This window comes from Streptococcus infantis, from assembly GCF_047460825.1.
GTDB lineage: Bacteria > Bacillota > Bacilli > Lactobacillales > Streptococcaceae > Streptococcus > Streptococcus infantis_V.
On the sequence record NZ_JASHFO010000003.1, the window covers coordinates 82,667 to 99,529 of the forward strand.

The 16,863-nt window shown below is 37.8% G+C and carries 18 protein-coding genes and 1 pseudogene; 18 read left to right on the forward strand and 1 reads right to left on the reverse strand.

Annotation, left to right across the window (positions count from 1 at the left end; translation table 11 throughout):
* The first annotated feature begins 3 nt into the window (after positions 1–3).
* The 4 genes from truB to QM911_RS01890 all read left to right on the forward strand — a co-directional run bounded on the left by truB (position 4) and on the right by QM911_RS01890 (position 3,983).
* Positions 4–882 (forward strand): tRNA pseudouridine(55) synthase TruB, encoded by an 879-nt coding sequence (truB, locus tag QM911_RS01875; protein ID WP_414312931.1) that lies wholly within the window; start codon positions 4–6, stop codon positions 880–882.
* Between the two features lie 176 nt (positions 883–1,058).
* Positions 1,059–1,550: a chromosome segregation protein RocS gene (gene rocS / locus QM911_RS01880; RefSeq protein WP_000021254.1), complete on the forward strand. Its 492-nt coding sequence runs from the start codon at positions 1,059–1,061 to the stop codon at positions 1,548–1,550.
* 70 nt (positions 1,551–1,620) lie between these two features.
* The gene (locus QM911_RS01885; protein ID WP_414312932.1) at positions 1,621–2,211 is read left to right on the forward strand and encodes a 3'-5' exonuclease; all 591 of its coding nucleotides are present in this window, start codon (positions 1,621–1,623) and stop codon (positions 2,209–2,211) included.
* Between the two features lie 8 nt (positions 2,212–2,219).
* Entirely contained in the window at positions 2,220–3,983 is a 1,764-nt protein-coding gene (locus QM911_RS01890; RefSeq protein ID WP_414312933.1) for a glycerophosphoryl diester phosphodiesterase membrane domain-containing protein, read from the forward strand.
* A 46-nt stretch (positions 3,984–4,029) separates the two neighbouring features.
* Here QM911_RS01890 and QM911_RS01895 read toward each other — a convergent pair whose 3' ends face one another.
* Complete coding sequence (locus QM911_RS01895; RefSeq protein WP_000981533.1) at positions 4,030–4,329, reverse strand: YbaB/EbfC family nucleoid-associated protein; 300 nt, start codon at positions 4,327–4,329, stop codon at positions 4,030–4,032.
* A 182-nt stretch (positions 4,330–4,511) separates the two neighbouring features.
* Between QM911_RS01895 and efeO the strand changes: the two genes are divergently transcribed.
* The 14 genes and pseudogenes from efeO to QM911_RS01965 all read left to right on the forward strand — a co-directional run.
* Positions 4,512–5,384 carry an iron uptake system protein EfeO gene (efeO, locus tag QM911_RS01900; protein ID WP_414312934.1) on the forward strand — a complete coding sequence of 291 codons (873 nt, stop codon included), beginning with the start codon at positions 4,512–4,514 and terminating at the stop codon, positions 5,382–5,384.
* A 5-nt stretch (positions 5,385–5,389) separates the two neighbouring features.
* A pseudogene (gene efeB / locus QM911_RS01905) lies at positions 5,390–6,604 on the forward strand (iron uptake transporter deferrochelatase/peroxidase subunit).
* Positions 6,579–8,267, forward strand: coding sequence for an FTR1 family iron permease (locus QM911_RS01910; protein WP_414312935.1), 1,689 nt, complete (start codon positions 6,579–6,581; stop codon positions 8,265–8,267). Before efeB ends, QM911_RS01910 begins: the two are co-directional and overlap by 26 nt.
* On the forward strand, positions 8,267–8,998 hold the full coding sequence (tatC, locus tag QM911_RS01915; protein WP_414312936.1) for a twin-arginine translocase subunit TatC: 732 nt from the start codon (positions 8,267–8,269) through the stop codon (positions 8,996–8,998). Before QM911_RS01910 ends, tatC begins: the two co-directional genes overlap by 1 nt.
* Complete coding sequence (locus tag QM911_RS01920; RefSeq protein ID WP_414312937.1) at positions 8,982–9,149, forward strand: twin-arginine translocase TatA/TatE family subunit; 168 nt, start codon at positions 8,982–8,984, stop codon at positions 9,147–9,149. Before tatC ends, QM911_RS01920 begins: the two co-directional genes overlap by 17 nt.
* 347 nt (positions 9,150–9,496) lie before the next feature.
* Entirely contained in the window at positions 9,497–10,204 is a 708-nt protein-coding gene (locus tag QM911_RS01925) for a 2-C-methyl-D-erythritol 4-phosphate cytidylyltransferase (RefSeq protein ID WP_414312938.1), read from the forward strand.
* 4 nt (positions 10,205–10,208) lie between these two features.
* Entirely contained in the window at positions 10,209–11,231 is a 1,023-nt protein-coding gene (locus tag QM911_RS01930; protein WP_414312939.1) for a ribitol-5-phosphate dehydrogenase, read from the forward strand.
* A gap of 12 nt (positions 11,232–11,243) precedes the next feature.
* Positions 11,244–12,113 carry a phosphotransferase gene (locus tag QM911_RS01935; RefSeq protein WP_414312940.1) on the forward strand — a complete coding sequence of 290 codons (870 nt, stop codon included), beginning with the start codon at positions 11,244–11,246 and terminating at the stop codon, positions 12,111–12,113.
* Entirely contained in the window at positions 12,103–12,981 is an 879-nt protein-coding gene (locus QM911_RS01940) for a DMT family transporter (RefSeq protein WP_045615914.1), read from the forward strand. Before QM911_RS01935 ends, QM911_RS01940 begins: the two co-directional genes overlap by 11 nt.
* 12 nt (positions 12,982–12,993) lie before the next feature.
* Positions 12,994–13,683 (forward strand): sugar phosphate nucleotidyltransferase, encoded by a 690-nt coding sequence (locus QM911_RS01945; protein WP_414312941.1) that lies wholly within the window; start codon positions 12,994–12,996, stop codon positions 13,681–13,683.
* 250 nt (positions 13,684–13,933) lie between these two features.
* Complete coding sequence (locus QM911_RS01950) at positions 13,934–14,734, forward strand: dihydroorotate dehydrogenase electron transfer subunit (RefSeq protein WP_414312942.1); 801 nt, start codon at positions 13,934–13,936, stop codon at positions 14,732–14,734.
* 10 nt (positions 14,735–14,744) lie between these two features.
* Positions 14,745–15,683, forward strand: coding sequence for a dihydroorotate dehydrogenase (locus QM911_RS01955; RefSeq protein ID WP_414312943.1), 939 nt, complete (start codon positions 14,745–14,747; stop codon positions 15,681–15,683).
* A gap of 65 nt (positions 15,684–15,748) precedes the next feature.
* Complete coding sequence (locus QM911_RS01960; RefSeq protein WP_045763473.1) at positions 15,749–16,660, forward strand: bifunctional riboflavin kinase/FAD synthetase; 912 nt, start codon at positions 15,749–15,751, stop codon at positions 16,658–16,660.
* Between the two features lie 117 nt (positions 16,661–16,777).
* Positions 16,778–16,863 (forward strand): IS630 transposase-related protein (locus QM911_RS01965; RefSeq protein WP_301393612.1); only part of this gene is annotated, 86 nt, incomplete at its 3' end.

Below are 16,863 nucleotides of genomic sequence, written 5' to 3' on the forward strand. Positions count from 1 at the left end.
TAAATGAACGGTATTATCAACTTAAAAAAAGAGGCGGGGATGACCTCGCATGATGCAGTTTTCAAGCTGCGTAGGATTTTAGGAACTAAGAAGATTGGTCATGGAGGGACTTTAGACCCTGATGTTGTCGGTGTTTTGCCGATTGCCGTCGGTAAGGCAACCCGCATGGTCGAGTTTATGCAGGACGAGGGTAAAGTCTATGAAGGTGAAATCACCCTAGGCTATTCAACGACAACTGAAGACGCTAGTGGTGAGGTAGTTGCAGAGACACCAGTTTTGTCACCTTTGGATGAGAATCTCGTTAATGAAGCAATCGCTAGTCTAACAGGTCCTATCACTCAGATTCCACCTATGTACTCGGCTGTCAAGGTCAATGGTCGCAAACTCTATGAATATGCGCGTGCTGGTCAGGAAGTGGAGCGTCCAGAACGTCAGGTGACGATTTATAGTTTCGAAAGAACCAGTCCCATTTCCTATGTGGAGAATCTTGCTAGATTTAGCTTCCGTGTAAAATGTAGCAAAGGTACTTATATCCGTACCTTGTCAGTCGACTTGGGAGAAAAACTTGGCTATGCAGCTCATATGTCTCATTTAACACGAACAAGCGCTGCAGGTTTGCAGTTAGATGATGCTTTGACCTTGAATGAAATTGAGGAAAAGGTTCAAGCTGGTGAGTTAGACTTTCTTCATCCATTAGAGATTGGAACAGGTGACTTAGTTAAAGTTTATTTGACTCCAGAACAAGCAGAAGAAGTGCGTTTTGGTCGCTTTATTGAATTGGAGCAAACTGAGAAGGAATTGGCTGGTTTTGAAGGTGATAAGTTATTAGCCATTTTAGAGAAACGGGATACTCTTTATAAACCAAGAAAGGTTTTCAATTGATTAGAGCTGGTGGAAAAATTGCAAACTGATGTTTAGTCTAAAAAAGCTGATAGACAGTCTAGTTTAGAAGAAAAATTATTTTGAAAAAGGGTTGAAAACACGGTGATATTTGACAGTTTTGCTTGCTTATGATAATATTTAAATAAAGAAAAGCTAGAAAACTTTCAGAGGATATTATGAGTATTGAGATGACTGTTAGTGAGATTGCTGAGGTCTTGGGCTTGTCCCGCCAAGCAATCAATAACCGTGTCAAGGAATTACCTGAAGAAGATACGACTAAAAATGATAAAGGAGTCACTGTGGTAACTCGCAGTGGCTTGATTAAGCTTGAAGAAATCTACAAAAAAACTATTTTTGAAGATGAACCTGTTAGTGATGATGTGAAGCAACGTGAGTTGATGGAGATTCTTGTTGATGAAAAGAACGCTGAAATCATCCGTCTTTATGAGCAGTTAAAGGCTAAAGACAAACAGTTAGCTGAAAAAGATGAACAGATGCGTGTCAAAGACCGTCAAATCGCAGAAAAAGATAAGCAATTGGATCAACAACAACAGTTAACCCTACAAGCCATGAAGGACCAAGAAAACCTTCAGTTGGAGTTGGATCAGGCTAAGCAAGAAGTACAAGCAACGAAGAAAGGCTTCTTTGCTCGCTTATTTGGAGGATAAGAAAAAACTGCTTGGTTTCTAGGTATAACCAAGTAGTTTCTTTTTACACATACAGTAAGGAATGGATAAGATGGAAAAATTAAGAGATTACATTTCATTTGATTTGGAATTTAATGAACACCAAGATAAAACCCACTTGATTCAGGTATCTGCAGTCCGTTTTAAAGATGGTGAAGAAATTGGAGCTTTTGACTCTTATGTTCATACGGACGTACCATTGAAAAGTTTTATAAACGGTTTAACGGGTATCACTTCTGAAACCTTGAAAGATGCACCGATGGTGGAAGATGTACTTAAGAATTTTCAAGACTTTGTGGGTGAGTTACCCCTTATTGGTTATAATGCAGCCAAGAGTGATTTACCGATTTTATTGGAACATGGTTTGGATTATAGTAGCCAATATCTAGTTGATCTCTATGATGAAGCTTTTGAGCGACGTAGTTCTGATCTTCATGGTATTGCCAATCTCAAGTTACAGACTGTGGCTGAATTTCTAGGATTCAAGGGCCAATCTCATAACAGTTTAGAGGATGCGCGAATGACTGCGCGTGTTTATGAAGCTTTCCTAGAATCTGATGAAAGTAGAATCTTACTGGACTCCAAGAGTAGTCTAAACTCTAATCCTTTCGGTGGTTTAGATTTATCACAGCTGTTTGATTAGGAGGTTTTATGAAACCTGAAAAACCTAAAAAATTGGGTTTTAAAAAGATTTACCTGAATCTGGATAAAATCCTCTTTCTATTTTTTCTAATCTTCATGCTGGTAGATTATATTTGGTTGCCACTGAACTCATTGATAGCAGGCTTTTTACTAAGTCAGACGGGCTATTTGTTTATTTCCTATAACAATGTTTTTGAAATTTTAAAACATGCACCTTTAGTCAGCTTTGGTTTTTTAATCTTAATAGCCATTAACCTTTTAGTAGCCTATTTTCAAATTAGTCTTCTCTTCATTGGGGCTCGACACCTTCTCTATCATGAAAAACGAACCTTGATTGAGTATAGTCGGAAGGTCTTTCGTGAAAGTATAGCCTTCATGAAACGTCTGACTGTTTCCAAGGCCTTGTTTATCTTCGTTTATATAGCTATGATTTTTCCGTTTATCAGGAAAATTTTTAAAATTTATTATTTTAATAAAATAGTGATACCTGAATTTATTCAGACCTATATGGAAGACAAATACTGGATGTGGTGGTTATCTATTTTTATCTTAAGTATCCTATTTCTCTACATCTCTGTAAGAGTGATGTTTGCCCTTCCGAAAATTTTTTATGACAAGATGACAGTTAAGGATGCTGTGGTCTACAGTCTAGAAAAAACCAGAAATCATTTTTGGTTTTACGCTTGGCATCTCTTTCTAATCCTTGTCAAAACGAATCTTTTCTTCTATTTGCTTTTAATACCTCTATTGTTGATACAGTCTTTAGTGGATGGTCTTACACATCGAGAATCTTTGATTCTTGCTATTTCGAACTATATATTGATTAAAAATATCCACTATATGGCTTTGACTTACTTCTTGGTTAAGTTTACCTCCTTTTTAACTGGTGAGGAGTTGGATATTATGTCAAGACGAAAGAAAGATCATATCATGAGATGGGGTGTAATGGGGTGCGCGAGTGTTTTCTTTGCGATTGAGGGTTATGTTTATCTAGAGGCACCCGTAGTCAATCCTCCACTTGTCATCTCTCACAGAGGTGTTTCTAATGGAAATGGTGTCCAAAATACAGTTGAATCCTTAGAAAAAACAGCTCAGTTAAAACCAGATTTAGTTGAGATGGATGTGCAGGAAACCAAGGACGGTCAGTTTGTCATGATGCATGATGCTAACCTAAAAAGTTTAGCGGGATTAAATGTAACACCACAAGACTTAACTTTAGATGAGTTGAAGCAATTAGATATTTATGAAAATGGTTATCAGGCTAAAATATCCAGCTTTGATGATTATATAAATCGTGCCAATGACCTTCATCAGAAATTGCTGATCGAAATTAAAACGAGTCGAAAAGATAGTGCCCAAATGATGGATCATTTTCTAGATCAATATGGGGCAAAGATCAAAGTCTATGGGCATCAGATGCAATCTTTGGATTATCATGTTATTGAAAAAGTAACTCAGTATGATAAGGAAATTCCAGTCTATTTCATTCTGCCCTACAATTCCGTTTTTCCAAGAACGAATGCTACAGGTTATACCATGGAATATTCTACCTTAGATGAATATTTTGTAACCAAGCTTTGGAATACAAAACAAAAACTCTATGTATGGACAATCAATAGTTCGGAATCCTTTGATAAGTCCCTACGTTTGGGAGTTGATGGTATGATAACAGATGATCTAGAAAGAATTAAAGAAGAGCTTGAAACCGCTCAGGAAGATCCTGAATATACGGACTTGCTTCTCAAGAAAGCAGCAGAAATATTTACTTTCTAGGTAAGACAAAAGAGGCTGAATTGAACATCAGCCTCTTTTTATGCTACTAGAATGGTAATTTACCAGCAAAAGCACCTAGTTTCTTCTTAGTTGCTTCATCAATTTGTTCAAGAGCAGCATTGACTGCTTGAACTGTCATATCTGATAGAGTTTCAATATCTTCTGGGTCAACAACTGCTGGATTGAAATCAATTTTTGTAACTTTCTTGTCCCCTGTTAGTGTAGCAGTTACAAGGTTTTGGGCAGAAGTTCCAACGAATTCTGTAGCAGCAAGTTCAGCTTGACTTTGCTCCATTTGTTTTTGAAGTTTTTGAGCTTGACGCATCATGTTTTGCATATTCATCATGGTGGTATATAGCTTCCTTTTCTTTTATTTTCCCTATTATTTTAACAATTTTAACTAGAAAAGTCTATTCTAATTTTAAAGGAACAAACATTAAATTTTCTGACAATTTATTGAATAATTAGAAAAACTATGATATAATAAATTTTAAAAATGGTATTCCCATGATTTAATAGGAGCGTTATATGAAAAAACTTGGTTTTATCCTTTTATCTTCGGCATTGTTGTTATCTGCTTGTGCAGTTCGTTTTGAACAATCGTCAACTACAAGTGATTCATCTCAGGTCGCAAAATTATCAGAAGATAACCAAAAATTATTGGATAAGGCAACTAGTGACTACAAAACCTTTGTAGAAGAACAGATTGATAAACTATTGACGGATACTGAAGGTTTTGTTCAACTATTGAAGGATGGTAAGCTAGAAGAAGCTAAAAAGGCCTACCCTTTAATTCGTATGTCTTATGAACGTTCAGAGCCGATTGCTGAAAGCTTTGGTGAATCTGATGTGAAGATTGATTTTCGATTAGCAGACTATCTAGATGAAAATAAGACTGAAGAAGGTTGGTCTGGTTTCCACCGTATCGAGCGCATTCTTTGGGAAGAAAATACAACTAAAGGAACTGAGTCTTATGGTGACCAACTGGTAAATGACATCAAGGAATTGAAGGCTAAGATTGCAACTGTAGATGTTGATTACAAGATTATGCTAACTGGGGCTGTCGACCTTCTAAATGAAGTAGCGACAAGTAAGATTACTGGTGAAGAGGAGATTTACTCTCATACAGATTTGTATGATTTCCGTGCCAATATCCAAGGTGCTGAGAAGATTTTCCAACTCTTTAAACCTTTGCTTGAAAAATCAGATGCAGCCTTGGTGAAAGAGCTAGAGGAAGATTTCAAATCTGTCAATAGTTTGTTAGACAAACACATGACAGACAAGGAACATTATAAGCTCTATACAGAATTAACGAAAGAAGACACTAAAGAATTGTCTGAAGCAGTGACAAAACTTGGTGAACCATTATCACAAATGGGTAAATTTCTTGGTGGAGAATAAGTAATATGACAAACAAAGGCGAAAAATTTTTTGAACGAAAAATGGACCGTCGAGAATTTCTAAAAAAAGCAGGTATTGGAGGTGCTGGTCTCGCACTTGGTCTCTCCGGTGCTTCTGCTTTTTTCACACCTAAGCTTGATGGTCAGGAGAAAATCTCGTACGGGGATGAAAAAATAGCCTTCTATGGCAAGCACCAAGCTGGCATTACAACAGTCATGCAGAAAAACATCTACTTTGTTGTCTTGGATTTGCATACAACCGACAAAGAGAAAATCATCCAGTTATTTAAAGATTGGACGGATTATAGTGCCTAACTTGTAGAAGGAGAATTGGTTAAAAAAGATGGTAACAATAGCCTTCTGCCTCCAAGTGATACTGGAGAAACAGTTGGGCTTAATCCTCATCGTTTAACCTTGACCTTTGGAGTTTCGGCTAGTTTCCTAGAAAAGATGAAACTAGAGAACAAACGTCCAACACTCTTTAGAGATTTACCTCCGTTTCCAAAGGAACAATTACGAGAAAAGTACACAGGTGGAGATATTGTCATTCAAGCTTGTGCAGATGACGAGCAAGTTGCCTTTCACGCCATTCGAAATCTTATCCGAAAGGGAAGAAATGCCGTTACTCTTCGTTGGAGCCAATCAGGTTTTGCAGCTATTGGTAATCGTATGGAAACACCTCGGAATCTCTTTGGTTTTAAAGACGGGACTGCTAATGTCACTACTGAGAAAGAATTTGATCAGGTTGTGTGGGCAGATAGTAAGGACTGGATGGAAAATGGTTCCTACATGGCCGTTCGTCGCATCCAGATGTTCCTTGATACTTGGGACCGAACGAATCTGGAGGAACAAGAAAATACCTTTGGGCGCTATAAGGAAAGTGGAGCTCCTTTTGGTAAGAAAAACGAATTTGATGAGGTGGACTTGAGTCTTCTTCCTGACGATTCTCATGTTCGCTTAGCAAAAGAAGTGGATAAACCTCTCCTACGTCGCTCTTATTCTTATTCTGATGGCATAGATGAAAAGACTGGTCAGTTTGACACTGGTTTGCTCTTTATTTCTTTTCAAAAGGATCCAGATAACTTTGTTAAGGTGCAGACCAATCTAGGTGCTACGGATAAAATGAATGAGTACGTTACCCATATAGGCAGTGGTCTTTTTGCCTGCTTTGGTGGAGTAGAGAAGGGAGGTTACATTGGGCAGAAATTATTGGAATCCTAAAAGTATTATCCTCCTATTTGCTTGTTTCTTCCTGTTGATTTTTCCGGTAGGAGCTAAGGAAAGTTTGAGTCCCTACTTTGTGAAAATAACTGATGCAACTAAAGCTGTTAAAGAAGGTAAACAAGATCAGGCAAGAAAACTAATCGATGAAATGACCAAAGACTTCGAGAAAGTCGAGAATCCTGACTCTGAAGCAGGACGACAAGTTCGAGAAAAGTTGGCCTTAACTGGTGATATTACTGAGGAACAGTTAACTCAGATTTCTTTAGCCCTTTTGACATTTGAGAAAGAGCAAAATCCAGTCGACCTAGATGCAGAAAAAGAGAAACTTGTTTCACGATTAGAACCTCGTTTTGAAGCCTTAGACATGGCAATCGCTTCTCAAGATCTGGAAGCAGTAAGAGAGGCCTATAAAAAAATGAATTCAACCTGGACCATCAATGAAGCGGTAGTTCGAGACCATAGTACAGCTCATTATGGGCAAGTGGAAACAGCAATTTCCTTTCTGCGTAGTAGCATTGAGACTGAACCAACGAACTTTGATACTATTCAGGCATCGTTTGATGATTTGAAAAAAGCTATTTCTAACTTTGTTGAAGGTACAGAAATAGCGACTACATCTTCGAATCTGACCCTGAAGGATGGGATAGAACTTTTAAAGAAGGCCTTGACCCAATTTCAAGCTGGTCAAGATAGTGATGCAGCTGCGACGATGAAGGAGTTTATTACTATTTGGCCCACCATCGAGGGTTCTGTAAGTACAACCAATCCTTCGCTTTATACCAAGGTTGAAAGTGAAAGTCCTGTCATCATGGTTAAGGGAAAGGAAAGTGACTATCAAGAAAAGCTTTCTAGCTTGATTGCAGAGCTATCTCAAATTGATACTAGCGCTTCCTATAATGCATTTGACGCCATGCTCATCTTGCTCCGAGAAGGTGTAGAAGCACTCTTGATTGTCATGGCGCTTGTGACAACTTTGAAAGCTGCCAAGATGAGACAGGGCCTCAAGTGGGTCTATGGTGGTGCATTTGCTGGTATAGTGGCCAGTCTTTTGATTGCCTATATCCTACAGATTGCCTTTCCAGCAGTTGCCTCAGGAACTAACCGTGAAATCATCGAAGGAGCAGTCGGGATTTTTGCAGTTATCATGATGATTTTAATCGGTATTTGGCTTCATAGCAAATCTTCTGTTAAAAAATGGAATGCTTTTATGGAATCACAAATGCAAACTGTCACGAAAACAGGATCTTTCCTTTCTATGTTTGCTCTGAGTTTTCTAGCCGTATTCCGTGAAGGTGCTGAGATGATTTTATTCTATGTGGGGATTCTGCCAAGGATTTCTAGTTTTGATTTTGTCCTAGGAATTTCTCTAGCCCTCTCAGTTTTAGTCGTGATTGCCTTTGTGATGAACAAGGCTAGTCAATTTTTCCTGCCTCATAAGGTTTTCTTTATCCTGACTTGGATGATTTATGCCTTAGCCTTTAAGATGACGGGAGTCAGTATCCATGCCTTACAGTTGACAAATATGATTCCAAACCATCTGATCTCAAGAATACCAAGTATTGATATATTGGGAATTTACCCTAGTTGGGAAGGGTTAGCAGGTCAGATTCTCTTTATCTTCATAGTTTTTCTAATTACCATTAGACAGGGTGAAAAGTGATGGATCAAAAGGAATTGACAATTATTGAGCATTTGGTAGAATTTAGAAAGAGATTGCTAGCAGTAGTTGTTTGCTTCTTTCTAGTATTCTGCGTTTCACTATTATTTGCTGATCAGATTTATCAATTTATCACACAAGGCTTTAGTCAGAAGTTGATGGTCTTAGGGCCGAATGATATTTTATGGATTTATCTCCGTTTAGCAAGTTTAATGTCCTTTAGCCTTACCTTACCTTTTACGGTCTATCAAGTCTGGAGTTTTGTTCGACCAGCACTTAAAACTGAAGAAGCAGGGGCGATTTTTGCTTATATCCCTGCAACTTTCCTTTGTTTTATCTTAGGATTAGCCTTTGGATTTTATTTTATAACACCAGCTTTACTTCAGGTCTTGCTAGGACTGGGTGAAAACTTATTTGAGACGCAGTTAACAGCACAAAATTATCTAGCTTTTGTCTTTCAAACTACTGTACCACTAGCATTTATCTTTGAATTGCCAGTTATTATTGGATTTTTAACTTCCATTGGGTTTATTGGGCCAAGTTTATTGATAACTTATCGTCGTTATGCTTACTTTATTTTATTGGTTCTGGCCGTCATACTGACACCAGCAGATTTTGTTAGCGACTTGGCAATGACGGTACCCCTGATCCTTTTGTACGAGATTAGTATTGCCTTAAGTAAAAGAATTGAAAAAAGAAAAATGAAAGGAGAAGAGAATGGGAATCTTACGTGATATTGGTGCCCCTGGCTTGATCATCATCATCCTTGGTGCTTTGTTGATTTTTGGACCAAAACGCTTACCAGAGTTAGGCGAATCAGTAGGAAAAATGCTTGCTGAGTTTAAAAAAGCCGTTAAAGGCATTGGGGATTCGGAAGAAAAATAAAGAAACTTACTAAAAGAGTTGAGAAATTGGTACAAGATCATTATCTTGTCTAAATTCTCAGCTCTTTTTCAATTAGCTATTTAAACAGTTTAAGGTTTCTTTAAGGTTTTTATAATATTCTGAAGAACTCTATATTATCCGAACAAATATCTTCAGTTTCATAAATAGAGAAAGTTTTCTTGGATAATTGTTTATTTTAAATAAATGATTAATCCTAAAAGTTCAGATTATTATTTGAATACAAATTCATTATAGCTTTGCTTGCTCGCTATTTATTTCAAGATACCAGTAGATTGTGATATAATAGTAAACAATGAGTTTTTAAAACAAACCAAAGGAGTATCAAAATGATTTACGCTGGAATTTTAGCAGGTGGAACCGGCACACGCATGGGTATTAGTAACCTACCCAAACAATTTCTTGAGTTGGGAGACCGCCCAATCCTAATCCATACAATTGAAAAATTTGTCTTAGAGCCAAGTATCGAAAAGATTGTAGTTGGAGTTCACGGAGACTGGGTGACACACGCAGAGGATTTAGTTGAAAAATTCCTTCCACTCCACAAGGAACGTATCATCATTACGAAAGGTGGGGCTGATCGTAATTCTAGTATTGAAAAGATTATTGAAGCCATCGATGCTTACCGTCCACTAACAGAAGATGATATCGTAGTAACACATGATTCAGTTCGTCCTTTCATCACTCTTCGAATGATTCAAGACAATATTGAACTCGCTAAAAACCATGATGCTGTTGATACCGTGGTTGAAGCAGTTGATACCATCGTTGAAAGTACAAATGGTCAGTTTATCACAGATATTCCAAATCGCTCTCATCTTTATCAAGGACAAACTCCCCAAACCTTCCGTTGCAAGGACTTTATTGACTTGTATGGTTCTTTATCAACAGAAGAAAAAGAAATTTTGACAGATGCTTGTAAAATCTTTGTCATTAAGGGTAAAGATGTTGCCTTGGCAAAAGGGGAATACTCAAACCTTAAAATTACAACAGTTACAGACTTGAAGATTGCTAAAAGCATGATTGAGAAAGATTAGAGACATGATTAATCAAATTTATCAACTGACAAAACCAAAGTTTATCAATATCAAATATCAGGAAGAAGAAATTGATCAAGAGAATCATATTCTCATCCGACCAAACTATATGGCGGTTTGTCACGCGGATCAACGTTACTACCAAGGTAAACGCGATCCAAAAATCTTATCAAAGAAACTTCCAATGGCTATGATTCACGAGTCTTGCGGAACTGTCATTTCTGATCCAACAGGTACCTATAAGGTTGGTCAGAAGGTTGTTATGATTCCAAATCAACCACCTATGCAAAGTGACGAGGAATTCTACGAAAATTACATGACTGGGACGTATTTCCTTTCTAGTGGCTACGATGGATTTATGCGTGAATTTGTTTCATTACCAAAAGATCGTGTAGTAGCTTACGAGGAAATCGAGGATACAGTTGCTGCTATCACTGAATTTGTCAGTGTGGGTATGCATGCGATGAATCGTTTCTTGACAGTTTCTCACAGTAAAAAAGAGCGAATTGCAGTTATTGGTGATGGAAGCCTAGCTTTTGTCATGGCTAATATTATCAACTACACTTTGCCTGAAGCTGAGATTATTGTTATCGGTCGTCACTGGGAAAAGTTAGAACTCTTCTCATTTGCGAAAGAGCTCTACATTACGGATAGCATTCCAGAAGATCTTAGTTTTGACCATGGTTTCGAATGCTGTGGTGGTGATGGATGCGGGCCTGCTATTAATGACTTGATTCGTTACATCAAACCACAAGGCACCATTTTGATGATGGGTGTTAGTGAGTATAAGGTCAACATCAATACTCGTGATTCTTTAGAAAAAGGCTTGTTACTAGTCGGTTCTTCCCGTTCTGGAAGAATTGACTTTGAAAATGCAATCCATATGATGGAAATTAAAAAATTTGCCAATCGTTTGAAGAATATCATTTATCTAGAAGAACCAGTAAGAGAAATTAAAGATATTCACCGAGTTTTTGCAACGGACCTTAATACTGCCTTTAAGACAGTCTTTAAGTGGGAAGTCTAATGGAGGATGATTGTGAAAGAAATCGTTAAAGAAAAGATTGCATCTTTACTATCTGGTGGTGAAGAAATTCAGAGTGTTGAACAATTGGGTGGAATGACTAATCAAAACTACTTAGTTAAAACAACCTCAAACCAGTATATCGTTAAGTTTTTCGGAAAAGGTACAGATAAATTAATCGATCGCCAGAATGAAAAGTTCAATATTGGATTGTTGAAAGATTTAAAATTAGATGTAGAAAATTATCTTTTTGATATCGATGCAGGTATCAAGGTTAATCAGTACATCGAAAATGCTGAGACACTTAATTTTAATACCATTAAAACAAAATTTGAAAAGATTGCACCAATTCTACAAACCATTCACGCTTCTGGTAAAGAACTAAAAGGAGAGTTTGCTCCTTTTGAGGAAATCAAAAAATATGAATCCTTGATTCAAGGGGAGATTTCCTATCCGAACTATGAAACTGTCAAAAAGTTAGTATTTTCTCTGAAAGATCAACTTGAAGAAATTGGAATGGATAAGAAATCGTGTCATATTGATTTGGTTCCTGAAAATTTCATAGAAGGACCAGATGGTCACCTTTATCTCATTGATTGGGAATATTCATCTATGAATGATCCTATGTGGGATTTGGCAGCTCTCTTCCTAGAATCTGAATTTACCAGTGCAGAAGAAGAAGACTTTTTAAGTCATTACGAGAGCGATAAGACTCCAGTTTCAAGAGAAAAAATTCGTATCTACAAAATCTTGCAAGACATCATTTGGAGTCTCTGGACTATCTACAAAGAAGAAAATGGTGCAGATTTCGGAGATTATGGAATCTCTCGTTACAATAGAGCTGTGAAGGAATTGGATTATATGGGAGGTTCTAATGAAGGCTAAAAATGGAGTTTCTTTTGGGCTACTATCAGGTGTGTTCTGGGGATTAGGATTAACTATTAGTGCTTATATCTTTTCAATATTCACGGATTTATCGCCCTTTGTAGTAGCAGCAGCACACGATTTCCTAAGTATTTTTATCTTGCTAGGATATCTTCTAGTTAAGGAAGGCAGAGTTCGTTTTTCAATCTTCTTGAACATTCGAAATGTCAGTGTTATCATCGGAGCTTTACTAGCCGGTCCGATTGGTATGCAGGCCAATCTCTATGCGGTTAAGTATATTGGAAGTTCATTAGCTTCGTCAGTCTCAGCTATTTATCCGGCAGTCTCGGTCTTGCTTGCCTTCTTCTTTTTGAAGCACAAGATTTCCAAAAATACAATTTTTGGTATCTTTCTAATCATTGCTGGGATTATTGCTCAGACCTATAAAGCAGAGCAGGTTAATTCTTTCTACATAGGTATTCTATGTGCTTTGATTTGTGCTTTTGCTTGGGGAAGTGAAAGTGTTCTAAGCTCCTTTGCTATGGAAAGTGACCTCAGCGAAATTGAAGCTCTCTTGATTCGTCAAGTTACATCCTTCTTGTCTTATCTTGTTATTGTGCTTTTCTCGCATCACTCATTTGCAGAAGTGGCAAATGGCCAATTGTTTGGTCTATTAATTGTCTTTGCAGCATTTAATATGATTTCTTATCTTGCCTACTATATGGCTATCAATCGATTGCAACCAGCAAAAGCAACTGGTTTAAATGTCAGTTATGTAGTTTGGACTGTCCTGTTTGCAGCAATGTTCTTGGGGACACCTCTGACTGTCTTGACCATTATAACTTCATTTGTTGTAATGGCTGGTGTTTATATTATTATTAAAGAATAAAGGAGAAAACGCGTGAAAGCGATCATCTTAGCAGCTGGATTGGGAACTCGTTTGAGACCCATGACAGAAAATACTCCCAAAGCTTTGGTTAAAGTCAATCAGAAACCTTTGGTTGAATATCAAATTGAATTTTTGAAAGAACGTGGAATTGATGACATTATCATCGTGGTAGGTTATTTGAAAGAACAATTCGACTACCTTAAAGAGAAGTATGGCGTTCGTTTGGTCTTCAACGACAAGTATGCTGATTACAATAATTTTTACTCACTTTACTTGGTAAAAGAAGAGTTGGCTAACAGCTACGTTATCGATGCGGATAACTATCTTTTCAAAAATATGTTCCGCAATGACCTCGAGCGTTCAACATACTTCAGCGTTTATCGTGAAGATTGTGACAATGAATGGTTCCTAGTTTACGGAGAAGATTATAAAGTTCAAGATATCATCGTTGATAGTAAGAATGGTCGCATCCTGAGTGGTGTGTCATTCTGGGATGCTCCAACAGCGGAGAAAATCGTTGGATTTATCGACCAGGCCTATGCAAGCGGTGAATTTGTTGATCTCTATTGGGACAACATGGTTAAAGATAATATCAAAGAACTGGATGTTTACGTAGAGGAATTGGAAGAAAACTCTATCTACGAAATCGATAGTGTCAAAGATTATCAAAAATTGGAGAAGATTCTCTCTTCACAAAAATAAGTAAACTAAAATACGTCAGACACCTTACTTATTTTTACTTGACTTTTTAGGGTTGATACAGTATACTAGTAAAAATTTAACCTTTAAGGGAAGTCCAGAGAGGCTCACAAGGTGTCAGATAGAAAATAGATTACACAAACTTCGAATAAACACAGTTTATTTGATTCTTTTCTGTAAGTATCTTACTGAAACCTTGCGATTGCAAGGTTTTTCTTTTTCTGAACCCCTTAAAATTTAAGGAGGAAAAGTTATGAATCCAAATTGTAAAAAACGCATGGGTGCCATTCGCTTGGAAACCATGAAAGTAGTGTCTCAACAGGAAATCGCACCAGCGATCTTTGAACTAGTACTTCAAGGAGAAATGGTTGAAGCTATGAAAGCAGGCCAATTTCTTCATTTACGAGTTCCTGATGATGCTCATCTCTTGCGGCGTCCGATTTCAATCTCATCTATAGATAAGGCTAATGAACAATGTCGTCTTATCTATCGTATCGAAGGTTCTGGTACGACAATTTTTTCAACCTTAAAAACAGGTGATAGCTTAGATGTTATGGGACCTCAGGGGAATGGTTTTGATTTATCTGATTTAGAGCAGCATAGTCTTGTTCTCTTAGTTGGTGGCGGAATTGGTGTGCCTCCTTTATTTGAAGTAGCTAAGCAACTGCATGAGCGTGGTGTAGATGTCACAACGGTTCTAGGATTTGCGACCAAAGATGCAGTTATTTTGGAAGATGAATTTGCCAAATATAGTCAGGTCTTTGTAACAACTGATGATGGATCTTATGGCATCAAGGGAAATGTATCTGTTGTGATTAAGGAATTTGACAGTGAATTTGATGCCATCTACTCATGTGGTGCACCTGGTATGATGAAGTATATTGACAAAGCTTTTCATGACCATCCAAGAGCTTATCTATCTCTTGAATCCCGTATGGCCTGTGGTATGGGGGCTTGCTACGCTTGCGTCTTGAAAGTACCTGATAGTGAAACAGTTAGTCAACGTGTCTGTGAAGATGGACCTGTATTTAAAACAGGAACAGTAGTTTTATAAGGAGAGTGTCATGACTGCAAATCGATTACAAGTTTCTCTACCAGGCTTAGAATTAAAGAATCCTATCATTCCTGCTTCTGGCTGTTTTGGCTTTGGTCAAGAATATGCAAAATACTATGATTTAGATCTTTTGGGGTCTATCATGATTAAAGCGACGACTCTGGAACCCAGGTTTGGAAATCCAACTCCACGAGTTGCAGAAACACCTGCAGGTATGCTCAACGCTATTGGTTTACAAAATCCAGGTTTAGAGGTCGTTCTCTCTGAAAAATTACCTTGGCTTCAAAGAGAATACCCAAATCTCCCCATTATCGCCAATGTTGCTGGCTTTTCAAAACAAGAATACGCAGCCGTTTCTCATGGTATTTCCAAGGCAACTAACGTGAAAGCCATTGAACTCAATATCTCTTGTCCTAACGTCGATCATGGAAATCATGGACTTTTAATTGGACAAGATCCTGAGTTGGCCTATGATGTGGTGAAGGCTGCCGTAGAAGCATCAGATGTGCCCGTTTACGTCAAATTGACTCCTAGTGTGACGGATATCGTGACTATTGCAAAAGCAGTAGAAGATGCTGGATCTAGTGGTCTCACAATGATCAATACCCTTGTTGGGATGCGTTTTGACCTTAAAACCAGAAAGCCGATTATCGCAAATGGGACAGGTGGTATGTCTGGACCTGCAGTCTTTCCGGTAGCTCTCAAATTGATTCGTCAAGTAGCTCAAACAACCAAGCTTCCAATCATTGGGATGGGAGGAGTTGATTCAGCTGAAGCGGCCTTAGAAATGTATCTGGCAGGAGCCTCAGCAATCGGTGTCGGAACAGCCAACTTTACGAATCCCTATGCTTGTCCAGATATTATCGAAAATCTACCAAAAGTCATGGATAAGTACGGGATCCAAAGTCTAGAAATGTTGCGAAAAGAAGTCAGAGAAAGTTTGCTCTAAGTTTTATGTCCTAAATTCAGTCTAAATTGTTTTGAAAGCGCCATTTTTCTGGTATAATAAATACTATGATTATTACAGTACCTATTAAAACAGAAAAAGATATTGCAACACCAGGACCAAACGTCCTTGTACTAGGCTATTTTGATGGAGTCCACCTCGGCCATCAAAAATTGTTTGATATAGCTTCTAACATTGCTGCTGAAAAGCGCCAGGGAGTAGCTCTAGTAACTTTTAACGAATCACCAAAACTAACTCTGAACCAATACTCACCTGAACACTTATTGCATATTTTGAATGCTAGCGAACGTGAACGTCGATTGAAGCGAGCTGGAGTTGAGAGCTTGTATTTGATGGATTTCACTAGTCGAGTAGCAAATATGACTGCAAAAGAATTCATTGATACCTACGTCAAGGAAGCAAAGGCAGATACGATTGTAGTTGGTTTTGACTATACTCTTGGTTCAGATAGAAAAACAGCTGAGGATTTAAAAGAACTCTTCCATGGAGAAGTAGTTATTGTTCCACCAGTTGAGGACGAAAAGGGGAAAATTAGTTCAACGCGCATTCGCCAAGCCATTCTAGAAGGAGATGTAAAAGAGGCAGGCAAACTTCTGGGATTCCCTTTACCAACGAGAGGTGTAGTGGTTCATGGAAATGCTCGAGGTCGAACTATTGGCTTCCCAACAGCTAATCTAGTCAACTTGGATCGGACATATATGCCAGCTGATGGTGTTTATGCTGTTGACGTTGAAATTCAAAGAAAAGTCTATCGTGGTATGGCGAGTCTAGGTAAAAATGAAACCTTTGATGGCGAAGAAGAGCGTTTTGAAGTTCATATCTTTGATTTTTCCGACGATATCTATGGGGAAACTGTCATCGTTTCCTGGTTGGACCGTATCCGTGATATGGTAAAATTTGATAGCGTTGATCAATTAGTTAAACAACTAGAAGAAGATGAAAAGATAGCTAGAAAATAAAATCAAAAAATAGTAGAGTTTGGGATTTTCTCAAACTCTTTTTAGATAGGGAATTAGCAATCTAAAAAATGTATTTTATAGTCACTTAGTTTATAAAATACATGTTATAATAAAGCTATGGCATATAGTACAGATTTTAAACAACGAGCATTAAATTACATCAAAGAGGGACACAGCCATGTCGAGGCATCCAAAGTTTTTGA